16 protein-coding genes are annotated in these 15,858 nt (G+C 68.5%); 7 read left to right on the top strand and 9 right to left on the bottom strand.

All coding sequences use genetic code 11. The features are described 5' to 3' along the window. Positions 1-9: 9 nt before the first annotated feature. From F614_RS0100200 to surE, 4 genes are read right to left on the bottom strand one after another with little or no spacing between them, the layout of a single operon-like run. Positions 10-795, bottom strand: coding sequence for a peptidoglycan DD-metalloendopeptidase family protein (locus F614_RS0100200; RefSeq protein WP_026279289.1), 786 nt, complete (start codon positions 793-795; stop codon positions 10-12). A gap of 3 nt (positions 796-798) precedes the next feature. After that, a complete protein-coding gene (locus F614_RS0100195; protein WP_018867402.1) occupies positions 799-1,383 on the bottom strand; it encodes a YqaA family protein in 585 nt (194 codons plus the stop codon). A gap of 56 nt (positions 1,384-1,439) precedes the next feature. After that, positions 1,440-2,105 carry a protein-L-isoaspartate(D-aspartate) O-methyltransferase gene (locus tag F614_RS0100190; RefSeq protein ID WP_018867401.1) on the bottom strand — a complete coding sequence of 222 codons (666 nt, stop codon included), beginning with the start codon at positions 2,103-2,105 and terminating at the stop codon, positions 1,440-1,442. Further along, a complete protein-coding gene (gene surE / locus F614_RS0100185) occupies positions 2,095-2,865 on the bottom strand; it encodes a 5'/3'-nucleotidase SurE (protein ID WP_018875374.1) in 771 nt (256 codons plus the stop codon). Before surE ends, F614_RS0100190 begins: the two co-directional genes overlap by 11 nt. Positions 2,866-2,974: 109 nt before the next feature. Between surE and F614_RS0100180 the strand changes: the two genes are divergently transcribed. The 3 genes from F614_RS0100180 to F614_RS0100170 all read left to right on the top strand — a co-directional run bounded on the left by F614_RS0100180 (position 2,975) and on the right by F614_RS0100170 (position 5,401). Next, positions 2,975-3,532 carry a Smr/MutS family protein gene (locus F614_RS0100180; RefSeq protein ID WP_018867399.1) on the top strand — a complete coding sequence of 186 codons (558 nt, stop codon included), beginning with the start codon at positions 2,975-2,977 and terminating at the stop codon, positions 3,530-3,532. Positions 3,533-4,139: 607 nt separating this feature from the next. After that, a complete protein-coding gene (locus F614_RS0100175; protein WP_018867398.1) occupies positions 4,140-4,748 on the top strand; it encodes a DUF3365 domain-containing protein in 609 nt (202 codons plus the stop codon). A gap of 221 nt (positions 4,749-4,969) precedes the next feature. Next, positions 4,970-5,401, top strand: coding sequence for a PAS sensor domain-containing protein (locus F614_RS0100170; protein ID WP_026279288.1), 432 nt, complete (start codon positions 4,970-4,972; stop codon positions 5,399-5,401). 11 nt (positions 5,402-5,412) lie between these two features. Here F614_RS0100170 and truD read toward each other — a convergent pair whose 3' ends face one another. From truD to mrcB, 5 genes are read right to left on the bottom strand one after another with little or no spacing between them, the layout of a single operon-like run. Continuing rightward, positions 5,413-6,489, bottom strand: coding sequence for a tRNA pseudouridine(13) synthase TruD (gene truD, locus F614_RS0100165; RefSeq protein WP_019557984.1), 1,077 nt, complete (start codon positions 6,487-6,489; stop codon positions 5,413-5,415). After that, positions 6,486-7,169 carry a tRNA (adenosine(37)-N6)-threonylcarbamoyltransferase complex dimerization subunit type 1 TsaB gene (gene tsaB / locus F614_RS0100160; protein WP_019557983.1) on the bottom strand — a complete coding sequence of 228 codons (684 nt, stop codon included), beginning with the start codon at positions 7,167-7,169 and terminating at the stop codon, positions 6,486-6,488. Before tsaB ends, truD begins: the two co-directional genes overlap by 4 nt. Further along, positions 7,160-9,136, bottom strand: coding sequence for an ATP-dependent DNA helicase (locus tag F614_RS0100155; protein WP_018875369.1), 1,977 nt, complete (start codon positions 9,134-9,136; stop codon positions 7,160-7,162). The genes tsaB and F614_RS0100155 overlap by 10 nt, the downstream gene beginning before the upstream one ends. Then, positions 9,129-9,653, bottom strand: a complete 525-nt coding sequence (locus F614_RS0100150) for a tetratricopeptide repeat protein (protein ID WP_018867393.1) — start codon at positions 9,651-9,653, stop codon at positions 9,129-9,131. Before F614_RS0100150 ends, F614_RS0100155 begins: the two co-directional genes overlap by 8 nt. 41 nt (positions 9,654-9,694) lie before the next feature. Then, positions 9,695-12,049 carry a penicillin-binding protein 1B gene (gene mrcB, locus F614_RS0100145; RefSeq protein WP_081619674.1) on the bottom strand — a complete coding sequence of 785 codons (2,355 nt, stop codon included), beginning with the start codon at positions 12,047-12,049 and terminating at the stop codon, positions 9,695-9,697. A 140-nt stretch (positions 12,050-12,189) separates the two neighbouring features. Between mrcB and F614_RS0100140 the strand changes: the two genes are divergently transcribed. The 4 genes from F614_RS0100140 to F614_RS0100125 all read left to right on the top strand — a co-directional run bounded on the left by F614_RS0100140 (position 12,190) and on the right by F614_RS0100125 (position 15,779). Further along, positions 12,190-13,752 (top strand): bifunctional aminoglycoside phosphotransferase/ATP-binding protein, encoded by a 1,563-nt coding sequence (locus F614_RS0100140; RefSeq protein WP_019557981.1) that lies wholly within the window; start codon positions 12,190-12,192, stop codon positions 13,750-13,752. Between the two features lie 61 nt (positions 13,753-13,813). Then, positions 13,814-14,614 carry a hypothetical protein gene (locus F614_RS0100135; protein ID WP_019557980.1) on the top strand — a complete coding sequence of 267 codons (801 nt, stop codon included), beginning with the start codon at positions 13,814-13,816 and terminating at the stop codon, positions 14,612-14,614. Then, a complete protein-coding gene (locus tag F614_RS0100130) occupies positions 14,592-15,146 on the top strand; it encodes a C40 family peptidase (RefSeq protein WP_018867389.1) in 555 nt (184 codons plus the stop codon). The genes F614_RS0100135 and F614_RS0100130 overlap by 23 nt, the downstream gene beginning before the upstream one ends. A 105-nt stretch (positions 15,147-15,251) precedes the next feature. Then, positions 15,252-15,779 carry a DUF302 domain-containing protein gene (locus tag F614_RS0100125; protein WP_028484446.1) on the top strand — a complete coding sequence of 176 codons (528 nt, stop codon included), beginning with the start codon at positions 15,252-15,254 and terminating at the stop codon, positions 15,777-15,779. Positions 15,780-15,858 lie beyond the last annotated feature (79 nt).

Raw genomic sequence — 15,858 nt, 5'->3', positions numbered from 1 at the left:
TTGATCGTTTCAGCGATCCGGGAGATAGCGCGTCGGGTCTACCGGCGTCCCATCCACCCGGATCTCGAAATGCAGCATCGGGCGCTCGGCCCCCGACGAGCCCAGACGCGCGATCGTGTCACCCGCCTGCACCCGGTCACCCTCCGAAACCAGCAGTTCATCGTTGTGCCCGTAGGCGCTGAGGAACCGCGCATCGTGTTTGAGGATGACCAATCGACCATACCCCACGAGACCGCCGCCTGCATAGACCACTTCGCCGGCCCGCGTCGCGCGGACGTTATCTCCACGTTCGCCGCCGATCGCCAGGCCTCGCCGCGTGCCGCTACTGGAGAAGCCGCGCAATACCTGGCCGTCCGCGGGCCATTGCCAGCCCCCCGGATCGGCAGGCGCCGAACTCGGACTGGAACTCGAACTGCTGGAGGTCGAGCTGGACGCCCCACTGCTGGAGCTGCTGCCACTCCCGGAACTGCCGGACGAGGACGATCGCGAACTCGGCGCGGACGATGCCTGAGGCGCGCTGGGCGGGGACGAGCGGGCGGCGCCCCGCAGCCGCAGGCGCTGCCCCGGGTGGATCAAATAGGGGGCATCGATCGCGTTGCGCCGCGCGAGGTCACGCCATTCGAGCCCATAGCGCTGGGCAATGCGATAAAGCGTCTCGTTGCGCTGCACGACGTGCGTATCCGGCATCGAGGCCCCGCTCCCGCTGGGGGCCCGCGCCGCGCAACCGGCCAGCGTGCCCACGATCAGGGCCAGCAGTACGATCGTCAGCACCCCCTGAACCGCGTGCAGGCGCATCGTTCAGTCCATGACCAGGTAAACCGCCATGACCGCGACCAGCAGGATCACTGCGGCCCAGCCCAGGCGTTCCATGTACGGGCGCAGGTGCTGCTCCGCGCGCGGACCGGCCCAGGCCATGAACAGCGCCACCAGAAAGAAGCGCAGCCCGCGCCCGACCAGCGAGGCGATGAAGAACGGCAGCAAGGCCATCGACAAGGCCCCGGCGGTGACGGTGAACAGCTTGTAGGGGATCGGCGAGAAACCGGCAATCAGCACCACCCATACCCCCCAGGTCGCGAACCAGGCCTCGGCCTGGCGCAACTCCTCGCCATACCCCACCTGCTGCAACCAGGGGCCGATCCACTCGAACGCCAGCCAGCCAATCAGGTAACCCAGCAGACCGCCGAGGGCAGAAAACAGTGTCGTCAGCGCGGCCAGACGCCAGGCCGAGCGCGGGCGAGCGGCCGCCATGGGCGCGAGCATCACGTCCGGCGGGACCGGAAAGAACGAGGATTCGGCGAACGAAAGCCCGGCCAGATAGCGCGGCGCATGGGGGTGACGGGACCATCCCATCACCCGGTCGTATAGGGGCTCGAAGAGCTTCATCGGCGCCACACCACCATCGGCTCAGTCACACCCACCCGGAAGGGGCGCCACCCGCGTCACTGCTCGGCCCCCGGCAGCATGGGCACGAACATCACGGCATCCAGGATGTCGCGCACGTAGGCCTCCTCCGTCCGGGTGTAGCGCACCAGTTGCTGGCGCCCGTCCGGACCCTCCACCGGCGCGACCAGTCGGCCGCCCAGCGCCAGCTGGGTAAGCAGCGCCTCCGGCACCTCCCGGGGCGCCGCGGTCAGGATGATGCCGTCGAACGGCCCCTTCTCCGGCCACCCTTCCCCACCGTCGCTATGGCGCAGGTTCACGTTGTTGATCCCCAGACGACTGAGAAGCTCGCGCGCGTTGCGGCTCAGCGCCTGGATGCGTTCCACCGAAAACACCCGATCCACGATCTGGGCCAGCACGGCGGCCTGATAGCCCGAGCCCGTCCCGATCTCCAGGACCGTGCGCGGGCGATCACCTTCCAGCAGGGCCTCGGTCATCCGCGCAACGATAAAGGGCTGGGAAATGGTCTGGCGATGACCGATCGGCAAGGCCGTGTTCTCGTAGGCACGGTGCCCCAGAGCCTCTTCCACGAACAGGTGGCGCGGGATGCTGCGCACGGCCTCCAGGACCCGTGGATCGCGAATCCCCTGCCCCTCCAGGATCCGGACCAGGCGATCGCGCGCCCGCTGCGAGGTCAGGCCCGCGCCGGCGGCATCAGGAACCATGCCCAGCCTCCGGCAGGGAATCGTCCAGCCAGCGCCCTACCGTATCGATCGCGTCAAAGCGGGTCAGGTCCACCTGGATCGGCGTGACCGAGACATACCCCTCGCGCACCGCATGGAAATCCGTACCGGGCCCGGCATCCTGTTCCGAACCGGCCGGCCCGACCCAGTAGATCGGGCGCCCGCGGGGGTCCTCGTCCGCGATCATCGGCTCGGCCCGGTGGCGATGCCCCAGGCGCGTGGCCTGGACCCCGCGGATCTCGGCGCGCGGCAGGTCGGGGACATTCACGTTCAGGATCGTGGCCGCCGGCAGCGGAACGCGATTGATGCGGTCCAGCAGCTCGACCACCACGCTCGCGGCGGCGTCGTAATGGCGCAGGTCCGGCCCCACCAGCGAGACCGCGATCGCCGGGAGTCCCAGGAAGCGCCCCTCCATCGCAGCGGCGACCGTGCCCGAATAAAGCACGTCATCCCCCATGTTGGCACCCGCGTTGATGCCGGAGATCACCACGTCCGGTTCCTGCTGCAACAGCCCGGTGATCGCCAGGTGCACGCAGTCGGTTGGCGTCCCGTCCACCTGCACGTCGCCCCCCTGAAGGTGACGCGTGCGCAGCGGCCGCACCAGGGTCAGACTGTTGCTGGCGCCACTGCGATCGCGGTCGGGCGCCACCACATGGACCTCGGCAATCCGGCGCAGATGCGTCGCCAGGCACTGAATGCCCGGGGCGTGAATTCCATCGTCGTTGCTAACCAGAATGCGCATGCAGGAAAGGGGCCGTTGAGAGGGCTCTTAATATACTGGAAACCGTCCGGGCCGGGCCCGTCGATCGACACGATCGCGCCCGCCCCCCGAAAAGTGCGAGTATCCTGCCATGAACTCCGGGGATGATCCCAACGATTTCGACGAATTCCTGCAGGCGGTTGGCAACGTTCGTCGACTCCACAGCGATCAGGCCGACGTGCGGCCGCCGCGGCCCGCCGCCCGGGCCCGCCAGCGCGACGCCGACGAGGCCCAGGCCCACGCCGACTGGCTCAGCGATCCACTCAACGCCGCTGACCTGCAGCCCGGCGATGAACTCCGCTTCGCGCGCCCGGGTATCAGCCAGCGGGTATTCCGCAAGCTGCGTGGCGGGCATTACCGCATCCAGGACGAGATTGACCTGCATGGCCTGTTCGCCGACGAGGCGCGCCGCGCCATCGGCCTGTTCCTGGACGACGCCCGCCGGGAAGGAGCCCTGTGCGTTCGCATCGTGCATGGCAAGGGACTGCGCTCGCGCCAGCAAGGCCCGGTCCTCAAGGGCCTCACCGACCACTGGCTGCGCCAGCGCGACGACGTACTGGCCTTTTGTTCCGCACGCCCGGCCGACGGTGGAACCGGGGCGGTCTACGTCCTGCTCAAACGCCCGCGCAACCCGGATTCCGCTCGCTGAGGGAGACGCTGATCAAATCGCACGTCCGCGTTGGTGCCCCCCGGTTCTTCGAGACAAAGCGTTCCGAGACAAGGCGCGTCGTGCAGCGGGTAGTGGTTCTACCCGCCCGTTTCTGATGGATTCGGGGCGCAACGCAGGATCGGGCCATATTCATTCAGAATCGGGGGACACCGACCCCACAAGCCATAGAAAGCAGGGGCTCGGCCGCCCGTTGTTATCAAAAACGGGCATGCGCACGGCGTTGCGGTTCCCTTGTGCAGAATGACTGCACGGCAGTCACCGCGCCTTGTTCGCACGCAAAAGCGACTCGAGCGCGGACGTGCGATTAAATCAGCGTCTCCCTGAGCCCCCACGCGCACGGGCCGCGACCGCCGCAACCAACGACGCACTCACATACGGCCCTTGCCATATTCGCAATTCGCGATATTCACGCTTAGACTGAGTCGAGGCCTGTGAGGTGTTTTACGGAATTCGGTAGGGAAACAAGCCTGCTCGGCTAAACTTTCCGTACGCCCTTCCTTGCATTCCAACCATTATCGGTCCATGCTTTGTACAGCTCTTGTATAGGTACAGGACGCAACGGACTCTGCACTGCGAGGTATTTGCCATGAAGAACTGGAAGCTTGCCCCCCTGGCCCTCGGCCTGATCGCATTCACCGCCGGCAGCGGCTACGCCAGTGCCGACACGATGCCCCAGCTGAGCCAGGATGATCTGCAGGAACGCATCGCCGCCAATCGTGACGCCATCCAGAAGTTCGCCAGCACCCTGCAGGGCGAGCTGATGTCCGCCATGCAATCGGGCGGCCCGACCGAGGCCATCCAGGTCTGCAACGAACGCGCCCCCGAGATTGCACGTGACATCTCGGCCGAGACCGGCATCGAGATCGGTCGCACCAGCCTGAAGCTGCGTAACCAGAACAACGCCCCGGACCGCTGGGAACGCCTCACCCTGCAGGGCTTCGAGGCCCAGCACGCGGCCGGCACACCGGCCGCGGATCTCCCGCCCCGCTTCGGCGTGGTCGAGGCCGAAGACGGCGAGCCGAAGTTCCGCTTCATGGCCGCCATCCCGACCGGCGGGGCCTGCCTGACCTGCCACGGGTCCGAGGTCAGCGGCGAAGTAAAGCACGCGCTGGAACGTCTGTACCCCGAAGATCAGGCGACCGGCTTCCGCGAGGGTGACGTGCGCGGCGCCTTCACCGTGACCCAGGAGATGTGAATCTTCGCGTGGCGGCGGCTAACAGCCCGTACCCCATCGAGAAAGGCCGCCTTCGGGCGGCCTTTTTTACGTCCGTGCCACGCGAAAACATCCCGGCTGGTGTCCGATTTTTGAGCACAGTGGCACCGGAACGTGCTATTTTCGTGCCATACAAGCGCGGAGGTTGCGCCCGGTACAGGGCCCTGGCGCGCTCGACTCGCAGACCAGATCGCTACACGTTTATGACCCGAACGATAGACACCGAACTCCTCGCCCTCGCCGTGGACGCCTCCAACGACGGCATCGTCATCGCCGAGCGCGAGGGCGACGACAACATCCTGATCTATGTGAATCGGGCCTTCGAAGAACTCACCGGCTACCGCTCCGAAGAGATCCTCTACCGTGACTGCCGGTTCCTCCAGGGCCACGACACCGATCAGGAGGTGCGCCAGGAGATCCGCTCGGCCATCGAGGAAAACCGCCCCTGCCGCGTGACCCTGCGCAATTACCGCAAGGACGGCAGCCTGTTCTGGAACGAACTGTCGCTGACCCCGGTATTCAACGACGAGGACCGGCTCACGTACTACATCGGCATCCAGAAGGACATCACCGACCGCGTGGAGGCCGAACAGCGCGCCGAACGCGCCGAAAGCAAGCTCAAGAACTCCGCCTGAGCCCGCCCCGGTCAGCCCGACCGGTCCGCGTCCCGCGCGTTGCCAATCGCGTCCAGGACCCCCGTCGCATATTCCCCGGCCCCCAGTTCCAGCGACAACCACAGGTCGTCGCCCTCCCAGCGCCATGCAACGGCCCGCGGTACCATGCGCAGTGATCGGCGGGCGGCCCGGACACCCTCCTGCTCCAGCCCTTCCGCCAATACCGGTTCTTCTGCAGCGATGGCCGCCTCCAGCGCCGCCACCTCGCCCGCCGTCAGCATAGCGCCACGGCCCCACAGGGGCCCGGTCGGGTGGATGTCGAGACGGGCGGCACGGGCCTCCAGCTCGGCATCCACCTCCGGTACCGCGAACACGCTGCCGGAGCCTTCCAGATTGGCCACGTCCCCCGGCAACAGCCGATCCCAGTCGCCACGGCGCACGCGGGCCGCGAGTACCGCGTTGAAGATCGCCGAGCGCGCGGCGGAGAGCAGGAGACTGCGCTGATTGCGGCTGCGCGGCGCCCGCCCGCCACCCAGCCAGGCGCGCGCCCGTTCCAGGTTATCGCGACCAAAGCGCTGCGCGCCGAAGTAATTCGGGATGCCCCCGTCACGCACCGCCGCCAGGATCGATTCCGCCGCCGCCCGGTCACCCTGCACGGCACCCAGCCGGATCTCGAAGCGGTTGCCGGCCAGGTGGCCGGTGCGCAGCTTGCGCGCGTGGCGCACCACGCGCAGCACCCGCATCCAGCTGCCCGTCGCCTCGGCCTCCTGTGGGCTATTCCAGGCCTCGGCCCGGCCGGCCCAGTCGGGCTCGGACTCGGGCGGGCACTGCACGCTGAACCACTGGCGGGTAACGGCCTGACGGTCCTTGCGCCCGGCGTAGCTCACCCGGCCGCGTCCCGCACCTGACTCGCGTCCCAGCCACACGGCCACGTCCTCCGAGTTCAGCAGGCGCTTCTCGATCTCCAGCCAGACATGCTCGCCTTGCCCCTCGGGCGTCGTGGCGGGTACCTCCTCGACCCGAAAGTCCTCCGGCTCCGCCTTGATCGTGGCGACCAGCGGTGGCAACCACGGGTAGGGAGTGGTGTCGTTTTCGGTTTCCCGGCTCATCGCGGCGTGGCCGGGCGGGCGACATCGTTGCGGATATACTCCGGCTGCGCATACTCGGGGGCCACGGCCTCGCCGCGCTCCCAGGCGTCCACTGCCAGCAGGGCGATCTCGCGGGCATCCGGCAGCGCGTCGGGATCCACGGCGGCCATGGCCAGCCCGTGCGCGGCCGCCAGTTCGGGGAAGGCGGCGAACGCGGATCCCAGACCGAAACGCTCGCCCTCGGGCCAGGCAGGCGCCAGGCTTGCAGGCGCCCCGACCTGTTCCGCCGCCGTCTCCACGCGGTCCCCCCGGACCGGACAAAGGCTCCAGTAGATCTCGCCCATGCGCGCGTCCAGTGCCGCCAGTACGCCTGCCGGCCGTCGGCCCTCCCGCAGGGCCTGCTGCGCCAGGGCCTGCAGCGTGGAGACCGGCACCACGGGGCGATCCAGCGCGAAGGCCATCCCCTGTGCCACGCCCAGGCCGAGGCGGACGCCCGTAAAGGCCCCCGGCCCGCGTCCGACCGCCACACCATCCAGGCTGGCACGCGGGATATCTGCCTCGCGCAGCAGCTGTTCCACCTGCCCCAGGATCAATTCCCCGTGGCGCCGCGCCGCGCGCTCGGCAACGCCAAGGATCTCGCCATCGAGATACAGGGCGGCCGAACACTGTTCAGTTGCGGTTTCGAGCGCAATCAGGCGCATGTATTCGTCTCCCGGGCCTGCTCCAGAAAGCGCAGCGCGGCCGCCGGTTCCCGGGTGCGATGGAACGGCGGCAGGCTGGCGAGAAAACGCCGACCGTAGGATTTTCCGGTCAGGCGCGGATCGCACAGGGCCAGGATGCCGGCATCATCAGCATCCCGGATCAACCGCCCCGCGCCCTGCTTCAGGGCCAGCACGGCCTGCGGCAGGGTGAACTCCATGAACGGCGAGCGACCTTCGGCCTCCAGCGCGGACGCGCGCGCCTGCAGGACGGGATCGTTGGGCGCGGCGAACGGCAGGCGATCGATGATCACGATCGACAGCGCCTCGCCGCGGATGTCCACCCCTTCCCAGAAGCTGTGGGCCCCCAGCAGCCAGGCCGTCCCCGACTCGCGAAACCGCGCCAGCAAATCGCCCCGCGGCTGTTCGCCCTGGACCAGCAGCTCGCGATCGCGGGGCAGTTCGGCGCGCAGGATAGCGGCCGCCTCCTGCAAGGCCCGGTGACTGGTAAACAGGAAGAACCCGCCGCCCGGGTTGTCCCGCAACAGCGGCCACGCCCAGGCAATGCAGGCCCGGGTATATCCCGGATCGTTGGGATTGGGCAGCGGTGGCTGCGGATGCACCAGGCAGGCCTGACGGGGAAAATCGAAGGGACTGTCCAGGCGTTCACTGGCCACGTCCGCGGGGAGTCCGAGCCGTCGCGCCGCATGGCTGAAGTCCTCTCCCACGGCGAGCGTGGCCGAGGTAAAGATCCATGCCGCCGGACGCGCGGCCCGGCGCTGCGCGAGCGGACGCGCCGCATCCAGCGGCGTCCGATGCAGCGTCAGGCTCTGGCTGAAGCGCTCGGCCCAGGCCACGGTATCCGGGGTCTCCTCGCGCCATTCCCGCAGGCGCTCCAGCAACAAGGCGCTGCGCCCGCGCAGCTGCTCCAGCCCCGGCGCCCGCGCCGCGGCGGCCTCCAGGGCGTCCCCGACAAACCCCAGGGTCGCGTCAAGGCGGTCCAGCAACGGATCCAGGGCACCCTCCGGGTTGACCGTATCCCAGCTGGAACGCCCCTCCCAGGTCCGCGACGCCTCGAGGAACTCGGCGACGCACGCCTCCAGTTCCGCGACCCGCTGGCGAATGTCCAGCATCTCCGGCGCATGCTGTTCCTGTTCACGCCGCGTGTCCCGCGCCAGCTCCCGCAGGGCGCGCGTGCCGACGGCAATCCCGAAGAACGATCCGGCAATATCCGGCAACTGGTGCGCCTCGTCGACGATCACCGCGTCCACCTCGGGCAGCAGTTCTCCGAAACCTTCCTCCTTCAGGGCCATGTCCGCGAGCAGCAGGTGGTGGTTGACCACCACTACGTCCGCCTCCTGGGCACGCTTGCGCGCCTGCACCACAAAGCAATCGTTGTAGTTCGGGCATTCCCCGCCCAGGCAGTTGTCCACGGTCGAGGTCACCTGCGGCCAGAGTCGCGAGTCCTCCGCGAGGATCCCGGCCAGCCCCAGATCCCCGGTGTCACTAGTGCGCGCGAACCGCTGCAGGGCCTCGATCACCGGCAACTGGTCACGGCGTACTCCGCCACCGGTCGCGCCGCCCGCCTCGGCCGCTGCCAGTTCCAGGCGATAGTGGCAAAGGTAGTTGGCCCGGCCCTTCAGCAGGGCTGCGCGCGGACGATAGCCCAGCGCCTCGCAGACCACCGGCAGGTCGCGTTCGAAGAGCTGGTCCTGCAGGGTCTTGGTACCGGTGGAGATCAGGGCGCGGCGGCGCGCCTGCAGGATCGGCACCAGATAGGCGAAGGTCTTGCCCACCCCGGTGGCCGCCTCGACCAGCAGGGCGGTGGGTGCGGTGGCCAGGGCCTCCTCCACCGCCACGGCCATGCGCTGCTGCGGCTCGCGCGGGCGAAAGCCGGCAACGGCCTCCGCCAGGTCGCCCCCCGGGCTCAGGGCGTGAACGGCCGCCGATCCCGCCGCCGCGTCAGACAACGCCGGCTTCCAGACGGCGGATCGCCTCGCGGGCCTCCTCGGCACCGGCGGCATCGCCCAGGGCCTCGCGCGCCGCGAGGATCACGCGCCAGTTTTTCAGCCCGAGCTCGCGGTCGGTCCCACCCGCCAGCCGCAGCGAACGCTCCGCCAGGCGCTCGGCCTGTTCGTGGCGACCCTGTTCCAGACGCAGCGCGGCCATCTGATGCCAGAGGCCCGCATCCCGTGGCGCGATGCGCAAGGCCCGTTCCAGGCGTTGTTCCGCCCGCGCGGTATCCCCGGCCTCGCGCGCCGACTCGGCCTGCTGGGCCAGCTGCAGGGCCGCGCCAGGGGTCGGGTCGCGTTCCGGCTCGGGTGCATCACGCTCCTCTTGCGCCGGATCCTCATAAACGGCCCTCTCGGTCGCGTCGGGCGCGGGCGCGCCGGCATCGCGCGGCGCCGGGGTCGCGCAGGCCGCCAGTACAAGCGCCAGCGCGACGACACCCGCGCCCTGTACCGCCCGCCAGCCGCCCTTGGCCATCCGCGCTTTCCGGGACCGGTCCTCTGCAATACGGAACATCTTCAACGAAATAACCTCTCGAACCAGCCCTGCGAGCCGGAATCACTGCCCAGGTCGCACTCGGCGCGCCCTTCGGGCCCCGAATTCTGCCAGAACGGCAGCGTCTTCACCGCCTCGCAGGCATGGTCCTCGTTTTCCACCCGCAGGCCGGAGGCCAGGTCCACCTCCTGATAGCCCACGCCGGGGTGGCCTTCCAGCCGCAGGGACTGCACGCCTACCCCCGCCATGATCTCCGCCCAGACCGGCGCGGCGGAGACGCCACCGGTGAGTCCAGTCGGGCGATTGTCGTCCATCCCCAGCCAGACCACCGCCACATGCCGATCATCGAAGCCGGCGAACCAGCTGTCCCGAAAGTTGTTCGTGGTACCGGTCTTGCCAGCCACCACCTGACCACTCAGCCGCGCCGCGATCCGCCGCCCGGTCCCCTCGCGAGTCACGTCGTGCAGGGCATGGGTCAGGACGCGCACGGAACCATCCGACACCGCCCCCTGGAGCGACAGGCCGTAGTGGGACAGGACCTCGTCGTTCTGGTCCAGGACATCCCGGATCACCCGGGTACCCGTCGCGTAGCCGCCGTTCGCCAGCGCCTGGTAGAGCCCGGCCACCTCCAGCGGTGACAGCTCGATCGCGCCCAGCGCCAGCGAGGGCAACGGGGTCGGCGTCCGCTGCAGCCCCAGCGTCTGCAGCAGGTTGACCACCTGGGAAATACCGATCTCCTCCGCCAGGCGGACGGTCGCCACGTTGTAGGACTGCACCAGGGCCTCCCAGGCCGTGACCGTCCCCCGGTTCTCGCGATCGAAATTGCGCGGCGTCCAGGGCTCCCCGTGCGGCAGCTGCAGGGTCAGCGGGCTGTCATCCAGGAGGGTCGCCAGGGTGTAACGATCCGGGTTGGTCAGGGCCGCGAGATAGACGAACGGCTTGATCACCGACCCCACCTGGCGCTGGGCCTCCACGGCCCGGTTGTACCCGGGATAGCGCGGGTTGCGATCCCCCACCACCCCCAGCACTTCGCCCGCCTGCGGATCGGTCACGACCGCCGCGGCCTGCAGGTTGTCGAGGTCGGAACCGCCCCCGCGGCTCCGGACCAGCTCGTCCACACCCCGCACCAGGCGATCCTCCAGCCGCATCTGCACCACCGGATCCATGGTCGTGAAGATCCGCAGGCCCTCGCTGCGCAGGTCCTCGTCCGCGTAGTCGGCCCGCAGCTCACGCCGCACCAGGTCGAGAAAGGCCGGGAAACGGCTGCGCCCCTCCGGCATTACCGGGGAGACATCAAGTGCGGTTGCCAGGGCCCGATCCACGCGCTCGCGACTCGCCAGACCGGTCTCCGCCATCGCCTCCAGGACCCGGTCGCGGCGCTGCGTGGCCCGCTCCGGGAAGCGGCGCGGATCGTAATAACTCGCTCCCCGCGCCAGACCGACCAGCAGCGCCAGCTGATCCAGGCGCAGTTCGTTCAATGGACGCTGATAGTAGAACTGGGCCGCCTGGCCAAAGCCATGGATCGCCCGCTCGCCGGTCTGCCCGAGGAACACCTCGTTCAGATACGCCTCGAGGATCTCCCGCTTGTCGTAGCGGTGTTCCAGCAACAGGGCCATCACCGCTTCATTCAGCTTGCGGCTCAGCGTCTGCTCGCGCGTCAGGTAGAAGTTCTTGACCAGCTGCTGGGTCAGCGTGCTGCCCCCCTGGACCGTGCGCCCGGCACGCAGGTTGGCGACCGCCGCGCGCCCGATGCCCACCGGATCAATCCCGCGATGCGACATGAACCGCCGGTCCTCGATCGCCAGCAGCGCCCCGATCAGCTCGCGCGGTACCTCGCCGATATCGACCAGGATGCGATCCTCACCATGGGTCGGATAGATGCTGCCAATCAGCAACGGCTCCACCCGCATCAGGTCCACATTGCGGCCCCCGGACTGCTCCGCCACCGACTGCACCCGGCCGTTCGCCAGGCGCACGCGTACCGAATGGGCCGGCTCCGGTCCGTCCCCAAACGTGAACGGCCGGGTGGTCAGCCGCACGGTACCGCCGCTGACGTGAAACTCGCCCGGGCCCGAACCCTCCGGCGTCTCGCGGTAGTTCAGCGCGCGCAGCTCCATCTCCAGCGCATCCGCCGTCAGCGGGCGGCCGGCATACAGCTCCAGCGGCCGCGCATACACCCGGGCGGGCAATGCCCAGCGCTGGCCCTCGAACCGTTCGCGGATCTCGCGGTCCAGATGATGGACATAGAGCCCCCCGATCCCCACGGCGGCCAGCAGCAGGCCGGCCAGGGTCCAGCCCCCCGCGCCCAGCAGGCGCCGGACCCGCCCCCTGCGGGGCGCGTTTCGATGACGGGGACGCTGGCGGCTCTTTCGTGGCATGGACTGGCTGGGGGGCGACGTGACCGGAACGGCTGCAATGGTAACCTGACCGACCAGCAAAAACGGGTGCATGCCCGGCGATTCCGGGAAAAACATCCGGCGCCGACGCTCGCCCGCCTGAACCTCCAAGCGGAGCCCCCATGACCGAACTGGAACAGCACCAGAAACGCCTGCGCCAACTGGTCCAGGGCAACGGCTTCCCGACGCCCCTGCCGGACACCGGAGCGGTTCGGACCATCGAGACCCATATCTCCACCGTAATCCTCGCCGCCGACGAGGCCTACAAGTTCAAGAAACCGCTGGATCTCGGCTTTCTCGACTTCACCACGCTGGACGCCCGCCGCCATTACTGCGAGACCGAGCTGGAGATTAACCGCCGCCTGGCGCCCCAGCTCTATCGGGAGGTCGTGACCCTCAATGGTGACGACGCGCATCCGGTCATCAATGGCGCCGGCCCCGTGCTCGACTATGCCGTGCGCATGCGCCGCTTCGACCGCGAGCGCCAGCTCGACCGACTACTGGAGCGGGACCGGCTCCCCACGGCGGCCATGGATGCGCTCGGTCACTACATCGCGGCCTTCCATGAGCGCACCGAGCGGACCGATGCTCAATCCGAGTACGGGACCGCCGAGGCCGCGACCCAGCCCATGCTGGACAACTTCCCGGCCCTCTCCGAATCGGTCAACGGCGCCTCGGATCGGGCGCGCCTCGAGCGCCTGGAACAATGGACCCGCACGGAAATCAATCGGCTGTGGCCCCTTCTTCAGGAACGACATGATGCCGGGTTCGTGCGCCACGGCCATGGTGACCTGCACCTCGGGAACCTGGTCTACGTCACGAACGAGGATGGCGACGAGGTCCCGGTCGCCTTCGACGCCATCGAATTCGACCCCGCCCTGCGCTGGATCGACGTGATGTCCGAGATCGCCTTCACCACCATGGATCTCCTGGCCCGCCGCTCCCGCGCCCATGCCTGGCGGCTGCTGAATGCCTATCTCGAGGGGCGCGAAGACTTCGATGGTCTTGCCCTGCTGCCGCTGTACCAGGTCTACCGTGCCCTGATCCGGGCCAAGGTCCAGGGCATACACGGAGCCGAGCCCCAGCTGCCGTCCGATGAACAAGCGGCCCACCGGGCGGAGATGAGTCGCTACCTCGCCCTCGCGGACCGGTTGACCGAGGCTGGCTCGCCGCGCCTCGTCCTGATGCACGGCGTCTCCGGCAGTGGCAAGACCGTCGTCAGTACCCAGGTGCTGGAGGCCCTGGGGGCGATCCGGCTGCGCTCCGACATCGAGCGCAAGCGGATGGAGGAGCCGGTGGACTACAGCGCCGCCGGGCGCGCCCGGATCTACGAACACCTGTTGCAGCGCGCGGAACGCCTGCTGTCGCTCGGACTGACCGTCGTCGTGGATGCCACCTTCCTCACCCGCGAGCAACGTGCTCCGTTCCAGGCCCTGGCCCGGCGCCATGCGGCCGGGTTCGCCGTGGTCGCCTGCCAGGCGCGCGAAGACGTTCTGCGCGAGCGCCTGGAGCGCCGCGCTCGCGCGGGCACCGACGCCTCGGATGCCGGTATCGAGGTCATGCAACAGCAGCAGCCCCAACAGGAATGGCCGACCGATGCCGAAGGCTGCATCGAGGTCGCCCCGGATGCACCGCTCGACCCCGATGCCCTCGCGCACCGCCTGCTCCAGCCCGTCGCAACCTGAGCAACGCGCTACAATGAGGCCCACGAGCACCACAGTCCGCCCGGAAACCGGAGACACCCCCATGCATCGTTGCCGTACTGGCCCGTTCGACCGCCTCCGCCAGGCCCTTACACCGCTCGCCGCCTGCGGGCTGCTGGCGCTGGGCTCTGCGGCCCAGGCCGATGCCCTGCTCCACTATGTGGACGACGAGGGGCTGGAGAGCCAGATCCTGGTGCGCGGTGACATCGTTCGCATGGAGCTGAACGAGGCGATCAGCGGCACCTCCGGCTATATGTTGTTCGACGCCACCAACGACCAGCTGACCGTCGTGGACGATACCGAACAGACCTACACCCCGCTGACCCGCGAGGTTATGGACCAGCAAATGCGCGCGATGACCGATATGGTCAGCGATCTGCGTCGCCAGATGGAGCAGCTTCCGCCGGAGGTGCGCCAGCAACTGGAAGAGCAACTGGGCATCGGCGCGGAAGGCTTCGATGCCGAAATCAGCACCCGGACCACCGGCGAGCAGCGCGAGATCGGCGATTTCGTCTGTGACGAGCACGAGGTCCTGATCGACGGTCAGGTGCAGAGTACGGTCTGCGTGTCGGACCCGGCCCGTCTGGGATTGGAGGAACACGACTTCGCCACCCTGGGCGCCCTGATGGATCGCCTGTATGAGCTGTCCCTCAGCGCCCTCGAGGCCGGTGGCCCGATGGCCTCGCAGATGGGCGCGTCCCTGCTGCCGCGCGTGGATGGCATCCCCCTGGAGGTCAGCGAACACGACGGCGTGACCACTCGCCTCGCGGGCATCTCCACCGACGACCTGAGTCCCGAGCTCTTCACTGTCCCCGACCGCTATGCCGAACGCGATCTTTTCTGACACCGTCCCGCGCTTCCTGCCCCTCGCTCTGGTGGGCAGCGGCCTGCTGTTCCTCGCGGCCTGCAGCGCCGGCCCTGAGCCGCGCGGCACGGAGACCGCCACCACCATCGCCACCCCCCAGCCGCTCCCGCAGGGGCCGATGAGTCCCGCGCCCGAGGCCGGTCTGGAGCGTTCGGAGGTCGTCCTCACGGCCCTGGGGCACCTGGACACGCCCTATCGCTACGGGGGAACCGACGCCTCCGGACTCGACTGTTCCGCCCTGGTGCAGCGCGCCTACCGCGAGGCCGGTCGCAGCGTGCCGCGCACCACTCGCGACCAGGCCCGGGCCGCCACGCGGCGAGACGGCGCCCCGGCGCCGGGTGACGTCGTGTTCTTCGCGATCAACGGGAGTCAAATCGATCACGTCGGGGTCTACGTGGGAGACGGACGTTTCGTACATGCACCCAGCTCCCGGGGCCAGGTGCGTATTGAGCAACTGGACAACCCCTACTGGGCCCCTCGAACCCGGTTTGCCGGTCATTTCTTCGACTGAACCCGGCATCCCGGAAAACGCGGTGCCAGCCGTCCCGAGGGGCGTTGGCGGCGACACCCGCCCTCGCTCATCCAGCCTTCGAACCCGCTACCTGAGGAAGGAACCATGAAAACGACCAACCCCGTTACACGCGCATTGCGGACCTCGGCCCTCGCCATCACCCTCGGGCTTGGCGTCGGCTTCGCCACCAGCACCGCGCACGCATTCGGCCCCGAGACCGTGATCGAGACCCAGGAACGCGTGGTGTACAGCATCGAGGGCGAGTTCGACTTCTACTACGAGATGATCGAGGACGCCATCGCCGCCGAGGGACTGGTGATCAACAATCGCGGCTACATTGCCGACATGCTGGACCGCACCGCCGACCAGGAAAGTGGCGAAGGCCTGTACCTGAACGGCATGTCCGTCGATTTCTGCAGCGCCACCTACTCGCGCGCGACCATGGATGCGGACCCTCACAACATCACCTTCTGCCCCTACGTGATCGCAATCTACGAACTCTCCGACGAGCCCGGTACCATCTACGTGGGCTACCAGCGCGTCCCGGAGATCGGCGACGAGCCCTCCGCGGAGGCCCTGCGCGACGTCAACAAACTGGTCGACCGCATCGTGCAGAACGCCCTGTCCTTCTGAACCAGGCGGCCCGTCCGACACGAAAAAAGCCCGGGCCTTGCGGCTCCGGGCTTTTTCTTTCCGGGCCGCAACGTGCAAC

Origin of the sequence: Thioalkalivibrio sp. ALE12 (genome assembly GCF_000381105.1) — a bacterium.
In the GTDB taxonomy this organism is placed as follows: Bacteria; Pseudomonadota; Gammaproteobacteria; order Ectothiorhodospirales; family Ectothiorhodospiraceae; genus Thioalkalivibrio.
This window is presented reverse-complemented; position numbering and strand designations above follow the sequence as displayed.